Origin of the sequence: Thermus brockianus (assembly GCF_021462505.1) — a bacterium.
GTDB lineage: Bacteria > Deinococcota > Deinococci > Deinococcales > Thermaceae > Thermus > Thermus hydrothermalis.
Genome location: NZ_JAKEDV010000001.1, coordinates 362,014 through 379,542, shown reverse-complemented (window position 1 = coordinate 379,542; position 17,529 = coordinate 362,014). Strand labels below are relative to the sequence as shown.

Sequence of the window (17,529 nt, the reverse complement as noted above, 5' to 3'; positions counted from 1 at the left end):
CCCTCTACTCTAGCGAGGCCTGGGGGATGCGGCCCGCAAGCTCCCGGTTGGGCAGGAAGAGGACCGCCACGAAGGCCAAGGCCACGAAGCCCGCGCCAAAGAGGAAGATGCGCTTTAGGGCCGCCACGATGCCCTCCATAAGGGCTCCTTTCACCTTGCCCTCCACGGCGGTGAGTTCCGCCAAAACCTTCTGGGTGGCCTGCCTAAGGGCCTCCTCCTCCGCCCGCTTAAGCCCCTCCAAGACCTGGGCCTTAAGGCGGGCCTCCTCGCCCCTAAGCCCGGCCTCCACCTGGGCCAGGACCTGGGGCCGCAGGGCGGGGGGTGGCGGGGCGGCGAGAAGCCCCTTAAGGGCCGGGGCCAAGGAGCCCGTCTCCAAAGCCTTTCGGGCCGCCTCATCCCCCTCCCACGCCCGGGCCAGGAGGTCCAGGGTACCCTTCACGAGGCCCCCCGGGAGGAGAAGCCCCTTGAGCTCGGCGGGAAGCCTGGAGTCGCGGAGGAGGCTTTCCCGAGCGGCCTCGTCCCCCTCTAGCGCCCTTTCCACCTCCGCCCTAAGCCGGGCAAACCGGGCGGGAAGCCCCCCAGGCTCCAGGTTCTTCTTGAACGCCTCGGGGAGGAAGGGGTCTTGGGAAAGGGCCTGGTAGGCGGCGGCATCGCCGGCAAGGGCCCGGGGGAGGAGTTCCTTTAGGCGGGCGAACTCCCGGTCCAGGTCCAAGGCCATCCCCTCCCCCGCCCGGGCCATGGCGGGGGTGCTCCCCCCGGGAAAGGCGGCCTTGAGGTGGTCCGAAAGGCTTCCCGCCAGGATGGTGCCCAGAAGGGCGATGCCCATGGTGGACCCGATCTGCCGGGTGAACTGCACCATGCTGGTCCCGCTTCCCAGGCGCTCCCTGGGTAGGTCGCTTTGCGCCACGATGTTTAAGACGCTCTGGGCCGGACCCAACCCCAGGCCCAGAAGGAAGAAGAGGGCGATCACCAGGTAGAGGGGCGTGCCCACCTCCAAGGCGAAGTGGAGGGTGAGGAAAAGGGCGAAAAGGAAGAGGGCGCTTCCCAAGAGGATGGCCTTGTACCGCCCCAGGCGGGCCACGAGCTGCCCCCCGCCGATGCTCCCCACCATGACCCCAAGGGTTAGGGGCAGGACCGTGACCCCGCTTTGGCTGGCGGAAACCCCCTTCACCACCTGCAGGTAGAGGGGCAGGAAGGCCACGGCCCCAAGGAAGGCGGGGCCGTAGAAAAAGGCCGCCAGGGCGGAAAGGGAAAAGGTGGGGATGCGGAAGACGGAGAGGTCAAAGAGGGGGTAAGGCACGCGAAGCTCGGCGTAGACCCAGGCGAAAAGGCCCAAAAGGGCGCCCGCCAAAAGCCCTAGGATCACCGGGCTCGCCCAAGGGTACGTGCTCCCGCCCCAGGAGAAGGCGAGCATGAGGGGCACGGTCCAGAGGGCGAGGAGGAAAGCCCCCAGGAGATCAAAGGGCTCCCGGTGAAGGGGCCTCAGGCGGGGCATATAACGGAGGATGAACCAAAGGGCCACCGCCCCCACGGGCATGTTGATGTAGAAGACCCACCGCCAGGAAAGGTGGTCCGTGAGAAACCCGCCAAGCCAAGGCCCCACCGCCGAGGAAAGGCCGAAGATGGCCCCAAAGGCCCCCGCAAGCCTTCCCCGCTCCCGAGGCGGGAAGAAGACGGCGATGGTGGTGAGGGCCAGGGCGAAAAGCGCCCCACCCCCCACCCCCTGGAGGCCGCGGAAGAGGATGAGCTCGGCCATGTTCTGGGAGAGGCCGGAAAGGGCCGAGCCCAGGAGGAAAAGCCCCACCGCCCAAAGCAGGATGGCCTTGCGGGAGAAAAGCTCCGTGAGGCGGCCAAAGATGGGGGCGGAGACCGTGGAGGTGAGGAGGTAGCTGGTGGTGACCCAGGCGTAGTACTCCGCCCCTTTTAGCTCGCCCACGATGCGGGGCATGGCCGTGGAAACGATGGTCTGGTCCAAGGCGGCCAGGAACATCCCAAGAAAGATGCCCAACATGGTGTACCGAACTTCTTGTGGCGTGGGGTTCATGCTTCCTCCAGTTTCGCTAAGAGCCTCAAAAGTTCCTGGACTTCCTCTGGGGAAAGCCGGGAAAGGCGCTTCCGCAGGGCCTCTTCCATGAGGGCCTCCGCTTGGGCCAAGGCCTCTTCCCCCTTGGGGGTTAGGCGGAAGGCGAAGCGGCGCAGGTCCTTTTCGTCCAGGGCCCGGGCCACGAAGCCTGCGCCCTCCAAGCGGCGGAGCATGTGGCTCACCGTGGGCAGGGGTAGCCCCATGCGCCGGGCGGCCTCCGTGGGGTGGGGGTGGTGCTTGAGGACGCGCAAGAGCCAGGCCTCGAGGCCCCCAAGCCCCTTAAGACCCCGTTCCGCCTCCTCGCGGAGGGCCCGCTGCAACCGCCAGATTCGGCCCAGGACCTCAAAGACCATGGGATGAGATTATTTCATAACAAACTATTTGAATGTGAACCAGGCCACCTTGACCCCCAAGAAGGCCAAGGGTAGCTTGGTGACGGAGGAAACCATGAAAGGCCTCTTCTATAGTCAGGGCGAGGACCATTACGCTTTGGACCCGGACCTAAAGGCGATTTTAGACGCCTTCTCTCCGGGCCTGCCCCAGGAAGCGCTTTCCGCCTTCGGCCGGCTCGTGGGGGAGGAGGTTTTGGAGGTGGCCCACCACGTGGACCAGGACGCCTCCCCTCGCCTTCTCATGCACGACCTGGACGGGAACCGCCTGGACCGGGCCCTCCTCTCCCCGGCGCAAAGGGCGCTTTTGGAAAAGCTCCGCCCCATGGTCCGCCCCGCCTACGAGGGCAAGGGCTGGCCCCTCCACTACGCCTATGGCTACCTCCTGGCGGACGGGGGGCTTTACTGCATCCTCACCATCACCCACCAGGTGGCCTACGCCCTCCATAAATACGCCCCGGAGCACGAGGGGGTGAAGCGGGAACTCCTCTATGGCCAGGCCTACGGGGCCACCTGGATGACGGAGATCCAGGGAGGAAGCGACCTGGGGGCGAACCGCACCCTGGCCCGGCGGGAAGGAGGCGCCTTCCGCCTCTACCAGGGGGACAAGTACTTCGCCTCCGGGGCGGGCCTGGCGGACTACGCCCTGGTCACGGCGAGGCCCGAGGGAGCCCCGGAGGGCCCCAAAGGGCTTGGCCTTTTCCTCCTGCCCCGGGAGGTGGAAGGGAGGCTCAACTTCCGCGTGCGCCGCTTTAAGGAAAAGCTCGCCACCCGGGCCGTGCCCTCGGGGGAGGTGGAGCTGGAGGGAAGCCTGGCCTACCCCATCGGCAGGCTGGAGGAGGGCATCTACTACACCCTGGAAAACCTCACGGTGAGCCGCCTGGCCAACGCCGTGGCCGCCATGGGCATCGCCAAGAAGGCCCACCTGGAGGTCCTCTTCCGCGTGGGGCGCCGAAGCGCCTTTGGCCGGAAGCTGGTGGAGCACGCCTTGGTGCAACGCGACCTCCTGGAGATGCGCCTGAGGCAGGTGGGGGGCACGGCCCTGGCCTTCTTCGCCGTGGCCGCCTTTGACCGGGCCTGGGAGGAGCGCCCTCCCTACTCGCCCTCCTACCACTACGCCCGCCTCCTCTCCCACCTGGCCAAGGGGCGCACGGCGGAGCACGGCACCGCCCTCACCGCCCTCGCCATGGAGCTTTTTGGCGGCATCGGCTTCCTGGAAGACTACGGGCTTGCCCGTTGGCACCGGGAGGCCCTCATCACCCCCATCTGGGAAGGCCCCGCCAACATCCAGGCCCTGGACATGGCGGAGGCCATCGCCAAAAAGAAAGCCCACGAGCCCCTCCTGGAGGCGCTAAAGGAAACCCCTGTGGCCCTGGCCCATGCGGAAAAGGCCCTAAAGCGCCTGGCCGAGGAGGGCCCCTGGTACGCCAAGGAGGCCCTCAGGCGCCTGGCGGACGCCGTGGCCGTCCACGCCCTCTCCCAGGTGGCCAAGGCCCCCTTTCCCGAGCTCGCCCGGCTCTACGCCCAAGCCTTCCTGGAAGGGGAAGGGATTCCGGCGGGCGCCAGAAGGCCCGCCCTCTACCACCCCTGGGAGGGTTAGCGCACCTCCAGGGCCCGGAGCCGGTTCACCGCCCCGCCGAGCTCCAGGGGGCGGAGCGTGGCGAGCTCCGGGGCCTCCTCCAGGGAGAAGAGGTCCTCCACCTGCAAAGCCCGCTCCACCAGGACCTTCAGGGGGGTCTTGCCGTCCGCCAGGCGCATGAGGCGCTGGAAGAAGGCGCCGATGGCCCGCACCTGGGCGTTCTCAAAGAGGTCCAAAGCGGAGAGGTCCACCACCCCCTCCCCGTACACCAGCTCCCGGAGGCCCCGCCCCTTCACCCGGGCCTTCCGCCCCCGCCTCGGGTCAAAGCTTTCGGGCAAGGGGATCCTGGGGCGCACGGCCAAGGGGTAGCGGGGCTCGCCGAAGGTGCGGCCCGTGGGGTGGGCCTCCGCCACGGCCCGGGCCTCCTCCGTGGCCTCCCGCGCCCGGTACTCCTCCATGAGGATCACGGTGTCCGCAAGCTCCAGATAGTCCCCCACGCCCCCCACCACCAGGACCAGGCTCACCCCGAGGGCCTTGAGGTCCGCCACCCGGTCCAGTAGGGGCGTCAGGGTTTCCCGCCGCACCAAGGCCTGCATGCGGGCGTCCCGCACCAGGAGGTTGGTGGCGCAGGTGTCCTCGTCTAAGAGGAGGAGGCGGGCGCCGAGCTCCAGGGCCTCGAGGATGGCCGCCGCCAGGCTCGTGGAGCCCGAGGCGTCCTCGGTGGAGAAGAAGGCCGTGTCCTGGCCCAAGGGGAGGTCGTGGACGAAGGGCCTTAGGTCCACGCCCCTCACACTCCTTCCGTCCTCCGACTGGACCCGCGCGGCCGAAGCCTCCGTCACCACCCACTCCCGCCCGTCCCCGGGCACATGGGGGTAGACCCCGTGGACCAAGGCCTCGAGGAGGGTGGTCTTCCCGTGAAACCCCCCGCCGGTGATGAGGGTGAGGCCCCGGGGAAGCCCCATGCCCAAGACCTCCCCAGCGTGGGGTACCCGGAAGGCCACCTTGAGGCTTGGCGGGCTTTGGAAGGGGATGGCCCCCTTGAGGGGCCTCTGGCTCACCCCGCTTTCCCGGGGAAGCACGCTCCCCTCCCCCACGAAGGCCACGAGGCCCCGCTCGGGAAGCCTCTCCTGGATATGGGCGAAGTCCTCCGCCTGGTGCACGTGGCGGAGAAGCCCCCTTTCGTCCAACTCCAGGAGAAAGCCCCGGAGGTGCTCGGCAAGAGCCCTAAAAAGCCTCGCCGCCTCCTTGCCCAGGATGCGCCGCCCCTGGGCGGGAAGGCCTAAGCGGAAGCGGAGGAAAAGCCCCTCTTCCCCCAAATGGGCCCCGGCCCGCTTTAGGACCTTGGGGCTTTCCACCTCCACCCGCACCTCCCCCGAGTGGCCCATGCCGCCAATAGGGGGAAGGGCCCGAAGCCGCTCCTTGAGGCTTCTCAGGAGAAAATCCTCCACCGCCACCCGCCCCGCCGCCACGCCATAGACCCGGAGGCGGTCCAGGGCCTCTTTGGGGTAGCGCACCTCCAGGACCGAGGGGCTTGCGAAGGGGTCCCCTTGCACGTGCACGAAGCGCAAGGCGAAGCCTTCCCCTTGCCAGAGGCCCTTCAGGTCCTTGTAAAAGGGGTAGGGCTTACCCTCCAGGGAGGCCAGAAGGGAATAGAGGTCCGCAAGCCGCCGCACCCCTAAAGCCTACCCCAAGGCCTCCACCTCCACCCGCCTCAGGGCGCGGGAAAGCCGCTCTACGCCTTCCAAGAACTCCTCCTCCCGGATGGTGAGGGGCGGGGCCACGAGGAGGATGTTGTGCTTGGCAAGAAGGTAGACGCCCTCCTGGAAGAGGGCCTGGAGGAGCCGTTGCATGGGCGGGCTAAAAGGGGCGTGCCAGGGGGAAAGGGGCGTCTTGGTTTCCCGGTCCCTCACCAGTTCCAGGCCGAAGAAGGCCCCAAGCCCCCGCACCTCCCCCACCACGGGGTGCCTTTCCTTTAGAGCCAAAAGGGCCTCCCGGAAAAAGCCCTCCAGGGCCAGGGCTCGCTCAAAGAGGCCCTCCTCCCGGTAGGCCTCCACCGCCGCAAGCCCCGCCGCCACCGCCAGGGGGTGGCCGGCGTAGGTGTGCCCCGTGGGGAGAGGGGTTTCGTCAAAGCGCTCCGCCAGGCGCTCCCGCACCAGGACGCCGCCTAAAGGCACGTAGGCGGAGGTCACCCCCTTGGCGAAGGTGATGAGGTCGGGGACCACCCCAAAGCGCTCCGCGGCGAAGGCCGCCCCCACCCGGCCGAAGCCCGTCATCACCTCGTCAAAGACCAGGAGGATGCCGTAGCGGTCGCATAGGGCCCGCACCCCCTCCAGGTACCCCTCGGGGTAGACGATGACCCCGTTGGAGCCCACCACGGGCTCCAGGAAGAGGGCGGCTACCCGGTAAGGGTCCTCGTGGAGGAGGACCCTTTCCAGGTGGTCCAAGGCCCTTTGCACCTCCTCCTTGGGGTCATCCGTGTAAAAAGGGCTCCGGTAGGGGTACGGGGCGAAGAAGTGCACCACCCCCGGGATGCCCGGTTCCGCGGGAAAGCGGCGGTTCTCCCCCGTGAGGCTCGCCGCCCCATGGGTGGCCCCGTGGAAGGAGCGGTAGGCGGCGAGGACCTTAAACCGCCCCGTGAGGTGGCGGACGAACTTGAGGGCGTCCTCGTTGGCCTCCGCCCCCGAGGGGGTGAAGAAGACCCTGGCCCCTTCCGGCCACGGGGCGAGGTCGGAAAGCGCCTTGGCGAGAAGGGCCCGCTTGTCGTGGAAGAGGCTTGGAGCGGCGTAGGCCAGGGTGGCCGCCTGCTCGGCGATGGCCTTCACCACCTTGGGGTGGCCGTGCCCCAGGTTCACCGCCACGAGCCCGGCGGAGAGGTCCAGGTAGCGGTGGCCCTCCGCATCCCAAAGCCAGACCCCCTCGCCCCGCACCACCAAGGGCGGGTTCAGGGAACCCTGGGCCACCCAGGGGGTGAGGACATGCCGTTTGTGAAGGGCCTTAAGGTCCATGTGTGCGGATTATACCTTAGCGCCCACGGCAGGGGCGTTGCGCTTCTAGTGAGATTGCGTTATCATTCTTGGCATGTGGCGCCTATGGGCCTTTTTCCTTCTGGCTCCCGCCCTGGCCCAGGTGCGGGTGGCGGCCACCACCCCCATCCTGGCGGACCTGGTGGGGCAGGTGGGGAGCAAGCGGGTGGAGGTGGTGGCGGTGGTGCCCCCCGGGGCCGACCCCCACACCTTTGAGCCCACCCCGGCGGTGGCCAAAGCCCTATCCCGAAGCCGGATCCTTTTCGCCAACGGCCTCGGCCTCGAGCCCTTCCTGCCCAAGCTCCAAAACCTCCTCCCCAAGGGGGCGCGGGTGGTGCGCCTCGGGGAAGGGATGCCCGGGCTCATCTGCGAGGAAGCGCCCCACGCCGACGAACACGCCCACGGCCCCTGCGACCCGCACCTCTGGCTAGACCCCACCTACGCCCTGCGCTACGCCGAGCGCATCGCAGAGGAGCTTATCCGCCTGGACCCGGGAGGGAAGGCCCTCTACGAGGCCAACCTCCGCCGCTTCCAAAAGGAGGTGGAAAGGCGGGACCAGGCCTTTCGGGCCTGCGGCCTTAATGGGGTCAAGGTGGTGGCCCAGCACGACGCCTTCCGCTACTTCGCCCGCCGCTACGGCCTCGTCGTGGTGGGCACCCTAAGCGGGAGCGGGACCCAGGAGGTGGGGAGCAGGCGCTTCCTCGCCCTCCTAGAGAAGGCCAAGCGGGAAGGGGTAAAGCTCCTCCTCGCCGAGCCCCAGTTCGGGGGCACCGCCCTAAAAGCCCTGGCGGAGGCCCTAGGGGCCCGGATCGCCCTCCTCTACACGGACACCCTGGACGCCAGGGTACCCACCTACCTGGCCCTCCTGGACCACAACCTGAAGGCCCTTTGCCCATAATAGGGGCATGGGCTATCAAGAAGTCTTCGGCGTCCTGCCCGAGGCCAGCGCCAAGGCCCCGGGCCGGGTGAACCTTCTCGGCGAGCACACGGACTACCAGGAGGGCTACGTCCTGCCCACGCCTCTCCCCTACGTCACCCAGGTGGAGGCGGGGCGGGCCGAGGGCAGGGTGGAGGCCTACAGCGAAAACCTCAAGGAGCTCCGCGCCAGACCCCTCCAAAGCGGCCCCCAGGGGGACTTCCTGGACTACCTTTTGGGGGTGGTCTGGGCCCTGAGGGAGGCGGGGCACCCCGTGCCCGGGGCCCGGTTCTACGTGAAAAGCCAGGTGCCCATGGGGGCCGGGCTTTCCAGTTCGGCGGCCCTCGAGGTGGCGGCCCTAAAAGCCCTTAGGGCCCTTTACCGCCTGCCCCTGAGCGACCTGGAGGTGGCCCTCCTTTCGCAAAAGGCGGAGGTGGAATACGTGGGGGTCCGGTGCGGCCTCATGGACCAGATGGCGGCGAGCCTGGGCGAGGTGGGCAAGGCGCTTTTCCTGGACACCAAGACCCTGGCCCACGAGAACCTGCCCCTGCCCCCAGGGAGCCAGGTGGTGGTCCTGGACCTGGGGCTCAAGCGGCGCCTGGCCGAGGCCGGGTACAACGAGAGGCGCCTGGAGGCGGAGGAGGCGGCCAGGCGGCTTGGGGTGCCCTCCTTGCGCCAGGTGCAGGACCTTTGCCTGGTGGAAAGCCTCCCCGCCCCCTTGGACAAGCGGGCCCGGCACATCGTGAGCGAGAACCTGCGGGTGCTTCGGGGGGTAGAGGCCCTAAGGCGGGGGGACGCCCGGGGCTTTGGCGAGCTCATGACGCAAAGCCACCGCTCCCTCTCCCGGGACTACGAGGTGAGCCTTCCCGAGCTGGACGCCCTGGTGGAGGCGGCCCTACAGGCGGGCGCCTACGGGGCCAAGCTCACGGGGGCAGGCTTTGGCGGGGCGGTGGTGGCCCTGGTGCCCGAAACGGGCCTGGAAAGCTTCCGCCAGGCCCTCCTCCAACGCTTTCCCGGGCTTCGCCTCCTGTAGGGGTAAGCTTGAACCATGGAAAACCCAAGCCTCCTCCCCCTCCTGGACGCCCGGCTACCCCTCACGGAGGAGAAGGTGGCCGAGGCGGCGCGGCTTGCCAGGGTACCCCTGGCCCAGGCCTGGGGGGTGGTGCGCTACTACCCCCGCTACCGCGGCCTACCCCAAGGCCGCCTCCTGGTGGACGACCCCGTGGCCCGGGCCCGGGGCTTCGCCCGGCTACGGGAAGCGGCGGACGGAAGCTACCCCCCCTTGGGCCTCGAGGCCCTCTCCCCCATCTACCTCCGCTTCACCCCGGAGGGGCGCTTCGTGGAGTGGCAGGGACGCCTGGTATCCTTTAGGGACTTCCGTCTCCCCTTCAACCTGGGCCGCGGGAAGCACCTCCTTCCCCCAGAACCCATCCTCTCCCTGGCCCAGTACCGGGCCTTGGGAGGGCTCCAGGCCCTCGCGGCCCTCCTCCAGGGAGGGGCTAGCCCCGAAGGGGTTCTAAGGGCCGTGGAGGAGGCGGGGCTTTTGGGCCGGGGCGGGGCCGCCTTCCCCGCCCACGTGAAGATGCGGGCCGTGGCCCGGGGTGCCGCCCCCAAGTACCTGGTGGTGAACGCCGACGAGTCCGAGCCCGGCAACTTCAAGGACCGCTTCCTCCTGGAACACCACCCCTTCTTGGTCCTAGAGGGCGCCCTCCTCGCCGCCTTGGCCGTGGGGGCGGAAAGGGTATACCTCTACGTGCGGGAAGAGTTTGAGGCAGCGCAGGAAAGCCTGCAAAAGGCCCTGGGCGAACTGGAAGAGGCCGGCCTCCTCCCCGTGCCCATGGAAGTATTCCGAAGCGGCGGGCTCTACATCTGCGGCGAGGAGACCGCCCTTCTAGAGTCCATGGAAGGCAAGCGGGCCGAGCCCCGGCTCAAGCCGCCCTTCCCCGGGGAAAAGGGGCTTTGGGGGAGGCCCACCCTGGTGCAGAACGTGGAAACCCTGGCCAACCTCCCCCTCATCCTCCGGGAAGGTCCCGGTACCTGGCGCGCCCGCGAGCCCAAGCTCTTTTCCATAAGCGGGGACGTGGCCCACCCTGGGCTTTACGAGCTCCCCTTAGGCACGCCCTTAGGGGAGGCCCTGCGCCGGGCTGGGAGGGAGCCAAGCGAACTCCAAGCGGTGCTCCTGGGGGGAGCGGCGGGGGTCTTCACCCGGGACTTCGCCTTCCCCTTGCGCTTTAAAGAGCGGCTTCCCTTGGGGGCTGGGGCCATCGTGGCCTTTGGCCCTGCCGTGGACCTCTGGGAGGTGCTTCTGGGCCTGGTCCACTTCCTCAAGGAGGAGTCCTGCGGCAAGTGCTTCCCCTGCCCCTTGGGCACGGCGGTGCAGGTGGAGATGGTGCGGCGGCGCGAGCGGAACCGGGCCCTGGTGCAGGACCTGGCGGAAACCCTAAAAGGAAGCCTCTGCGGCTTAGGCCAGTCCGCTTCCTGGGCCTACCAAAGCCTTTTGGAGGTGGAAGGTGCGGCTTAGGGTAGATGGGAAGGAAGTGGAGGTCCAAGAAGGGACCCTTTTGCTCCAGGTGGCCCGGGTACCCACCCTCTGCCACCACCCCCACACGGAAACCAAGGGCCTCTGCCGCCTTTGCCTGGTGGAGGTGAACGGGCGCCCGCAACCCGCCTGCGCCACCTTGGCCCAAGAGGGGATGGAGGTGAGGACGGAAACCGAGGCCCTTCGGCGCCTAAGGAAAACCCTTTTGGAGTGGCTTGCCCTCACCACCGACCTCTCCCAGGCACCGGAGCTCCTCGCCCTCATGGAGCGCTACGGGGCCGAGCCTGGCCGCTGGCCGGGGGTGGCGGGGCGGGGAGATCGGGAAGCCTTGAAGGACAACCCCTTCTTCCTGCGGGACTACGCCAAGTGCGTCAACTGCCGCCGCTGCGTGGACGCCTGCGGGGACGGGATCATGGGGGTGTACGCCCTCACCCTCGAGGACCGGGGCCTCCTGGCCCATCCCACCACCCCCCTGGGCCGCCCCTTGCCGGAAACCCCTTGCGTCTTCTGCGGCAACTGCGTGCAGGTCTGCCCCACGGGGGCCTTGCGGCCCCTGACCCTGGAGGTGGCGTGATGCGCACCACTTGCCCCTACTGCGGCGTGGGTTGCCAGGTGGAGCCCGAGGTCCAAGGGGGCCGGATCGTCCGGGTCCTGGCCCCGGACATCCCGCCCAACCACGGGGCCCTTTGCGTCAAGGGGCGGTTTGGTCTGGACTTTCCCTTTTCTAAGAAGCGCCTCCTTTACCCCATGGTGCGGGAAAGCCGGAACGTCCCCTTCCGCAGGGCCACCTGGGAAGAGGCCTTAGACTTCGCTGCGGAAAAACTCCTGGAGGCCCTAAGGCGCAAGGGCCCCGAAGGCCTCGCCGTCTTCCCCTCGGCCAAGACCACCAACGAGGAGGTCTATTTGGCCCAGAAGCTGGCCCGGGCCCTTCTCGGCACCCACAACGTGGACCACTGCTCCCGGCTTTGCCACTCCTCCTCCACCGCCGCCCTTTCCCGCTCCTTGGGTGGGGCTAGCATGACGAACCCCCTAGAGGATATCTGGAAAACGGACCTCTTCCTGGTGGTGGGCTCCAACACCACGGAAACCCACCCGGTGATCGCCGCCATGATCAAGAAGCGGGTGCGCCAGGGGGCGAGGATGGTCGTGGTGGACCCCCGCTACACGGGCATGGCCGAGGCGGCCACCTTGTGGCTTAGGGTCCGCCCCGGGACGGACCTGTTCCTCCTGAACGCCATGGCCCGGTACATCCTCGAGGCGGGCCTTTGGGACCGGGCCTACGTGGAGGCCCGCACGGAAGGGTTCGCCGAGTGGCAGGCCTCCTTGGAGGAATACACCCTGGAAAGGGCGGAGGCCATCACCGGGGTGGAGCGGGAGAAGATCGCCCTGGCTGCCCGGCTTTACGCCACCACGGAGCGGGCCGGGGCCTACTGGGCCATGGGGGTCACCCAGCACACCAAGGGCACGGCCACGGCCCAGGCCCTGGTGAACCTGGCCCTTCTGACGGGCAAGGTGGGCAAGGAGGGGGCGGGCCTGAACCCCCTAAGGGGCCAGAACAACGTGCAAGGGGCCGGGGATATGGGGGCCTTGCCCGACGTCTACCCCGGCTACCTCAAGGTGGCGGAGGAAGCAGCCAGAAAACGCTTTGAGGCCCTGTGGGGCGTGCCCCTCAACCCCAAGCCCGGCCTGCGCATGACCGAGGTTTTTGAGGCCATCCCCGAGGTGGAAGCCATCTACCTCATCGGGGAGGACCCGGTGACCAGCGAGCCCTACCAGGACCACCTCAAGGCCAAGCTTGCCAGCCTCCCCTTCCTTATCGTCCAAGACATCCTGGAAAACGAAACCACCCCCTTCGCCCACGTGGTCCTTCCCGCCGCCAGCTTCCTGGAAAAGGAGGGCACCTTCACCAACACCGACCGCCGGGTGCAACGGGTGCGGAGGCTCCTTGACCCGCCCGGGGAGGCCCGGCCCGACTGGTGGATTACCCAGGAACTGGGCCGGCGCCTGGCCCAAGCCCTGGGCCGGCCTTGGCGGGTGTACCCGGGGCCGGAAGGCATCTGGGAGGAGGTGCGCCAGGCCATCCCCGAGCTGATGGGGGGCATCACCTACGCCCGCCTGGTGGAGGAAGGGGTGCGTTGGCCCTGTCCCCACGAGGACCACCCCGGGGAGGCGGTGCTCTTCCGCGAGCGCTTCAACACCCCCTCGGGCCGGGCCCGCTTCTTCCCTGCCCCCTACGCGCCCCCGGCGGAACCCCCCTCGGAGGACTACCCCTTCACCCTCTCCACGGGCCGGGTCCTCTTCCACTGGCACGGGGGAACCCTTAGCCGCAATAGCCGCCTGCAGGAGGCGTACCCCGAGCTCAAGGTGGAGGTGAACCCCAAGGACGCCGCCAGGCTTGGCCTCCAGGATGGCGAGCCCATCTACGTGGTGAGCCGCCGGGGCCGGATCCGCGCCAAGGCCTGGGTGACGGAGCGCACCCCCGAAGGGGTGGTCTACGCCCCCTTCCACTTCGCCGAGGCCCCCGCCAACCGCCTCACCCTGGACGCCCTGGACCCCGTGAGCCGCATCCCCGAGTACAAGGTGAGTGCCGTGCGGCTAGAAAAGGTGGACTAGAGGGTGGGGAAGGCAAAGGTCTCGTAGGCCAGCTCGGCCACGGCGAACCAGCGGTACGCCTCCTCCCGGAAGGCCCAGTAGGCGGTGTACACCTTTTTATAGGTGGCATCCTTGGCTGCCTGCTCCTCGTAAAGCGCCCTCGCCTCCTCCAGGGCCTTCTTCATCACCTCCGTGGGCCACCGCCTCAGGCGCACCCCGGCGGCGAGGAGGCGGCGGAGGGCGGGCGGGTTTTGGGCGTCGTACTTGGCCATCATGGTGAGGTTGACCTCCTGGGCCGCCACCTGGAAGGCCTCCTGGAACTCCTTGGGCAGGCGGGCCCACTCCCTTTGGGCAACCAGGAAGGAAAGCTGCGCCGAGGGTTCCCAGAAGGAAGGATAGTAGTAATAGCGGGCCACCTTGTAAAAGCCTAGTTTCTCGTCGTCGTAGGGGCCGGAAAACTCCGTGGCGTCAATGGCCCCCCGTTCCAAGGCGGGGTAGATGTCCCCGGCGGCCAGGGTCTGGGGCACCACCCCAAGCCGGCCCATGACCAGGCCCCCGAGGCCAGGGATGCGCATCCGAAGGCCCTTTAGATCCGCCAGGGTGCGGATCTCCTTGCGGAACCACCCCCCCATCTGGGCCCCCGTGTTTCCCCCAGGGAACTGGAGGACGCCGAAGTCGGCGTACACCTCCCGCAAAAGCTCAAGCCCCCCGCCGAAGAGCATCCAGGCGTTGTGCTGGCGGTAGGTCATGCCGAAAGGCACCCCCCCGTCAAAGGCCAGGGCGGGGTTTTTGCCCACATAGAAGGGCCCATAGGTGTGCCCCGCCTCCACCGTGCCCTGCTGCACGGCGTCCAGCACCTGCCCCCCGGGAACGATCTCCCCCGCCTGGTAGACCCGGATCTGGAAGCGGCCCCCCGTGAGGTCAAAAACCCGCTTGGCCAGGTCCTCCGCCCCGCCATAGAGGGTGTCCAGGCTCTTGGGATAGCTGGAAACGAGCCGCCAGCGCACCTGGGGCTGGGCCTGGGCATGGGCCGTGTAGCTGAGGCTTGCCGCTAAGCCTACCCCCACCGCTTTGAGGAAGCTCCGCCGCCGCATACCTTCCCCCTTTGGCTTTCCAGTGTATCAGGCCCCCTCCCGATCCAGAAGCTTCTCCACCAGGGAAAGAAGCGTCTGGGCGTCAAAGGGCTTGCCTAAAAAGGCCTTGGCCCCCGCCCTTAGCGCCTCCTCTTGGCTCTTGGTGGACACGCTGGCGGAAAGGGCGAGGACGGGCGGGCCGCCCAGGCGCTTTACCTCCTGGATCACCTCGAGGCCCGAAACCCCCGGCATCACCAGGTCGCACAGCACCAGGTCGTAGGCCATGGCGCCCAAGCGCGCCAGCGCCGCCTGGCCCGAGGCCGCCCACTCCACCTGGTGCCCGGCCCTCTCCAGGATGCGGCGCACCGTGTGGGCCACCAAGGGCTCATCCTCCACCAGCAGGATGCGGGCCATATAGGGGTAGGATAACCCGGAAAAGGCTCCCCTTGCCCTCCTCCGTCTCCACCTCAATCCGCCCCCCGTGGGCCTCCACGATGGCCTTGGAGATATAAAGCCCAAGCCCGGTGCCCGAAACCCCACGGGCGCCGGCGTTCTTGGCCCGGGCGTAGCGCTGGAAGAGCTTGGGGAGCTCCTCCTTGGGGATGCCGGGGCCGGTGTCCTCCACCTCCAAGACCAGGACATCCCCCTCCCCCCGGGCCCCAAGCCGGATGCGCCCCCCCTGGGGGGTGAACTTGAAGGCGTTGGAGAGGAGGTTCCCCACCACCTGGACCATGCGCTCGGGATCCGCCTCCACCACGGGGAGCTCCTCCACCTCCACCCGGAAGTCCACCCCGGAAAGCCGCGCCACCCCGTGGAAGCTTTTGGCCAGGTCTAGGAGATGGGGCCTGAGGTTCACGGGCCGCCGGTTCACCTCAAAGCGGCCCGCCTCGAGGCGGCTCGTGTCCAGGAGGTTGTCCACCATGGTCTTGAGGCGGAAGGCGCTTTCCAGGATGAGCTCCACGGACTCCTCGGCGCTCGGCGAAAGCCCCTCCTCCCGCAAGAGCTCCGCCAGGCCCATGATGACGGCAAGGGGGGTGCGGAGCTCGTGGGATACGGCGGCGATGAACTCGCCCTTGAGGCGCTCGGCCTCGAGGCGGGGCCTTAGGTCCCTCAGGTTCACCACCACCCCGCCCACCCGGGGCTCGTGGAGGAGGTTCCGGCCCCAGGCTTCCATGGGAATGGGGGTGCCGTCGGCGTGGAGGACCCGAAACTCTCCCGCACGCACCTCCCCGGGGTGGGCGAGAAGCTCCCGGAAAAGGGCCTCGGCCAAGGGGCGGTCCTCGGGATGGACGAAGTCCAGGCCGTTCACGGGTGCCCGCCTGTACCCCTCGGGGTCATACCCCAAGACCCCCCGCACGCTGGCGCTCACGAAGCGAATCGTCCCATTCCCATCCAGAACGTAGACCACGTCCTGGGAGTGCTCCATAAGCGCTTTTAGCCGCTCCTCCTCCGCCTCCAAGAGCTCCAGAAAACGGGCCTTCTCCAGGACCAAGGCCAAAAGGGTCCCCACCTGGGCAAGCCGGGCCAAGAGGCGCTCGCCGAAGCGCCGGCCCTTGCGGTAACCCAAAAGGAGCCCCCCCCGGAACACCCCGGCACGAAAGGGCACCACCAAGGCGCTTTGCAGGCCCAAAGAGGTGGCGATCCCGCACTCCCTGGGATGAAGCTCTTCCACACCCAAAGGGCTTTCCTCCGCCAAAGCCCGCTCCAGGAGGTTGGGTTGGGGCAGGGAAGCCGGCAGGGGGCAGGTGGCGAAGAGCACCACTTCCCCTTCCGCCAGAAGCACCCCCTCGTCTGCGGCGAAAAGGACCAAGAGGCGACGCACGATGGCCTCCGCCAAGCCCCTTATCCCCTTCTCCCGCAACGCCGCCTGGGCCAGGTCCACCAGGGCCTGGGTGAAGACCACCTGCTCCCTTAGGGCCCTTTCCATCCGCACCCGCTCACTGATGTCGTGGAGGACCAAGATGCGCATCTCCCCCACAACCCGGCCCCGGACGCTGTAGCTCCGCCCCCCCAAGGCAAGCTCCAGCCTACCCCCCTCCAAGGCGGGGCCTAAGGCTGTAGGGAGGTCCTCCAGGGCCACCTCAGGTCCCAAGCCCAAGGCCTCCCGCGCCCGCGGGTTAGCGAACCCCCTATCCCCAAAAAGGACCACCACCCCATCGGGAAGGTCTTCCAGCACCTGGGATAGCCGCTTTCGCTCCGCCGCTAGGGCCAGGGAAAGCTGGGTCTTCTCCCGATAGAGCTTGGCGTTCTTCAGGGCTACCCCCGCCACCCCGGCCAGAAGCTCCACGTAGCCCACCTCCTCGGGGTTCACCGGAGGACCCCCTGGGCCGTGGTCCACCGCCACCACCCCTAAGGGTTCCTCCTCCGCCAGGATAGGCACGTAGGCCACGGTGGGCCCCGTGCCTTGGCCCACGCCCGCCGGAAGCTTCTCCCGCTCCAAAACCAGGGTTTTCCGCTCCCGCACCGCCCGGGCCAAGGGATCAGGGGAGACTTCCACGAGAAGCTGGATACGGCTCCTGCCCTCCGTCCAATACACCTCCTGGCCCCTGACGGTGAGGTGCCCCTCCAAGCGGCCCTCCTTGACCAAGGCCACGGTGACCCGGAAAAAGCCAAACCGCTCGGATAGCGCCCGGGCTAAGGTTTCCAGGACGGCGCTTGGCTCTAGCGAACGGGCCACCTCCCGGGCCAGGGCGCTCACGTGGGAGAGGGCCTCCACATGCCGGGAAAGCTTCCCCAAAGCAGCGTTGCGGCTGGCGAGGAGTTCCCCGTTCTTGAGGGCCAGGGCGGTGAGCTGGGCGAGGAGGGGCAAGGTGGGCTGGAGGGCCTGGGGGACGCCCTCGAGGCTGAGCACCCCCTTGGCCGCAAAACGGAAGCAGGAAGGGCAGACCATGGCCCGGGTTTCCCGGGTAGCCCGGGGGCGTTCTTGGCACCGGGCCTCGGGATCGCTCCAGCAAAAAAGGGCCTCCTCCCCCACCACGGGCAACAACCACTCCTCGCCCCGCTTAACGGGCCCCTCGGCGAAAAAGGCCTCCTGCACCGGCCCCTTGCTGTAAAGGGGCAGGGCGATGGCAGAAACCGTGTAGTGCCGCCCCCGCCCCGAGGCCACCTCGCCCACCAGTTCCCGGGTGGAAGGGTGATAGAGGAAAAGGGCCGCCCGCTCCACCCCCTCCTCCGTGGCCACCTCCAGGAGGTTGCGCAAAATCTGTACTGGCTCCAAATCCTTAAGAAGGGCCCTTTGAAAACGGGCCAACACCGCAAGTTGCCCGGCCAATCTCATCTGCCTCCAATGGTAGCATGGGGCCTGGGTTGCAAGGGGAAGGGTGAAATCTTAGACT

13 protein-coding genes are annotated in these 17,529 nt (G+C 68.1%); 6 read left to right on the top strand and 7 right to left on the bottom strand.

What is annotated here, in order from left to right; translation table 11 throughout:
• Positions 1 to 4 precede the first annotated feature (4 nt).
• Both LXN00_RS02005 and LXN00_RS02000 read right to left on the bottom strand, forming a co-directional pair.
• Complete coding sequence (locus LXN00_RS02005; RefSeq protein WP_234503974.1) at positions 5 to 2,044, bottom strand: MDR family MFS transporter; 2,040 nt, start codon at positions 2,042 to 2,044, stop codon at positions 5 to 7.
• Positions 2,041 to 2,436 (bottom strand): MarR family winged helix-turn-helix transcriptional regulator, encoded by a 396-nt coding sequence (locus LXN00_RS02000; protein ID WP_234503971.1) that lies wholly within the window; start codon positions 2,434 to 2,436, stop codon positions 2,041 to 2,043. Before LXN00_RS02000 ends, LXN00_RS02005 begins: the two co-directional genes overlap by 4 nt.
• Before the next feature lie 94 nt (positions 2,437 to 2,530).
• On the opposite strand from LXN00_RS02000, the gene LXN00_RS01995 reads away from it, so the two are divergent.
• The gene (locus LXN00_RS01995) at positions 2,531 to 4,072 is read left to right on the top strand and encodes an acyl-CoA dehydrogenase family protein (protein ID WP_234504140.1); all 1,542 of its coding nucleotides are present in this window, start codon (positions 2,531 to 2,533) and stop codon (positions 4,070 to 4,072) included.
• Here LXN00_RS01995 and LXN00_RS01990 read toward each other — a convergent pair.
• Complete coding sequence (locus LXN00_RS01990) at positions 4,069 to 5,724, bottom strand: ABC-ATPase domain-containing protein (protein ID WP_234503968.1); 1,656 nt, start codon at positions 5,722 to 5,724, stop codon at positions 4,069 to 4,071. The genes LXN00_RS01995 and LXN00_RS01990 overlap by 4 nt on opposite strands.
• 9 nt (positions 5,725 to 5,733) lie before the next feature.
• Positions 5,734 to 7,056, bottom strand: coding sequence for an aminotransferase class III-fold pyridoxal phosphate-dependent enzyme (locus LXN00_RS01985; RefSeq protein ID WP_234503966.1), 1,323 nt, complete (start codon positions 7,054 to 7,056; stop codon positions 5,734 to 5,736).
• A gap of 73 nt (positions 7,057 to 7,129) precedes the next feature.
• On the opposite strand from LXN00_RS01985, the gene LXN00_RS01980 reads away from it, so the two are divergent.
• From LXN00_RS01980 to fdhF, 5 genes are read left to right on the top strand one after another with little or no spacing between them, the layout of a single operon-like run.
• The gene (locus tag LXN00_RS01980) at positions 7,130 to 7,972 is read left to right on the top strand and encodes a metal ABC transporter substrate-binding protein (protein WP_234503963.1); all 843 of its coding nucleotides are present in this window, start codon (positions 7,130 to 7,132) and stop codon (positions 7,970 to 7,972) included.
• A gap of 7 nt (positions 7,973 to 7,979) precedes the next feature.
• Positions 7,980 to 9,023, top strand: a complete 1,044-nt coding sequence (galK, locus tag LXN00_RS01975; protein ID WP_234503960.1) for a galactokinase — start codon at positions 7,980 to 7,982, stop codon at positions 9,021 to 9,023.
• Positions 9,024 to 9,038: 15 nt separating this feature from the next.
• Positions 9,039 to 10,511, top strand: coding sequence for an NADH-ubiquinone oxidoreductase-F iron-sulfur binding region domain-containing protein (locus LXN00_RS01970; protein WP_234503959.1), 1,473 nt, complete (start codon positions 9,039 to 9,041; stop codon positions 10,509 to 10,511).
• Positions 10,501 to 11,103, top strand: coding sequence for a 2Fe-2S iron-sulfur cluster-binding protein (locus LXN00_RS12705; RefSeq protein ID WP_071676159.1), 603 nt, complete (start codon positions 10,501 to 10,503; stop codon positions 11,101 to 11,103). The genes LXN00_RS01970 and LXN00_RS12705 overlap by 11 nt, the downstream gene beginning before the upstream one ends.
• Positions 11,103 to 13,142, top strand: a complete 2,040-nt coding sequence (gene fdhF, locus LXN00_RS01960) for a formate dehydrogenase subunit alpha (protein ID WP_234503949.1) — start codon at positions 11,103 to 11,105, stop codon at positions 13,140 to 13,142. Before LXN00_RS12705 ends, fdhF begins: the two co-directional genes overlap by 1 nt.
• Here the strand turns inward: fdhF and LXN00_RS01955 are convergent.
• From LXN00_RS01955 to LXN00_RS01945, 3 genes are read right to left on the bottom strand one after another with little or no spacing between them, the layout of a single operon-like run.
• Complete coding sequence (locus LXN00_RS01955) at positions 13,139 to 14,215, bottom strand: TRAP transporter substrate-binding protein (RefSeq protein WP_071676157.1); 1,077 nt, start codon at positions 14,213 to 14,215, stop codon at positions 13,139 to 13,141. The genes fdhF and LXN00_RS01955 overlap by 4 nt on opposite strands.
• A gap of 27 nt (positions 14,216 to 14,242) precedes the next feature.
• A complete protein-coding gene (locus LXN00_RS01950) occupies positions 14,243 to 14,608 on the bottom strand; it encodes a response regulator (RefSeq protein ID WP_071676156.1) in 366 nt (121 codons plus the stop codon).
• The gene (locus LXN00_RS01945; protein ID WP_234503945.1) at positions 14,580 to 17,471 is read right to left on the bottom strand and encodes an ATP-binding protein; all 2,892 of its coding nucleotides are present in this window, start codon (positions 17,469 to 17,471) and stop codon (positions 14,580 to 14,582) included. Before LXN00_RS01945 ends, LXN00_RS01950 begins: the two co-directional genes overlap by 29 nt.
• Between the last annotated feature and the right edge of the window lie 58 nt (positions 17,472 to 17,529).